Genomic DNA, 553 nt, shown 5'->3' on the forward strand with positions numbered 1-553 from the left:
TTCCTGGGTCAGCTCGTGCAGGTGGGCCGCCGCCTGCGACTTGGGACGCAGGACGTGGTCGAGGTCGGCGGGGGTGAGGTCGGTGAGGGGGATGTAGTTGGGAACGCCCGCCGCGTGCACGATCGTGGTCAGGGGCCGGTCCGCGGGGATGCCGGCGACGGCTTGCTCAAGTTGCGTGCGGTCGGCGGCATCGCAGGCCGCGATGGTGACGGTGCTGCCGAACTGCTCCACATCCGTGATGAGTTCGGTGGCGCCGGGGGCATCGGGGCCGCGGCGGCTGAGGAGCAGGAGGTGGGGTGCGCCGGCCGCGGCCAGCCACCGGGCCAGATGGGCGCCGATACCTCCGGTACCGCCGGTGATCAACGTCGTGCCCGTGGGGCTCCACTCGGCCGGCAGGCTCGGGGTGGGCGGCGCGTGCCGCATCCGGCGCGCCAGTACGCCGGTGGGGCGGATGGCGAGTTGGTCTTCGGGGTGGCCGGGGGTGAGGAGGGCGGCGAGGCGGTGGGTGGTGTGGTGGTCGGTGTCGTGGGGCAGGTCGATGAGTCCGCCCCAG

General features: G+C 73.6%; 1 protein-coding gene. It reads right to left on the reverse strand.

The window, feature by feature from the left end; genetic code table 11:
- Positions 1-553, reverse strand: a 553-nt coding sequence (locus tag ACYF6T_RS44600) for an SDR family NAD(P)-dependent oxidoreductase (protein WP_461703712.1), incomplete at both ends; no start/stop codon positions are given.

This window comes from Streptomyces sp. 7R007 (genome assembly GCF_054850255.1).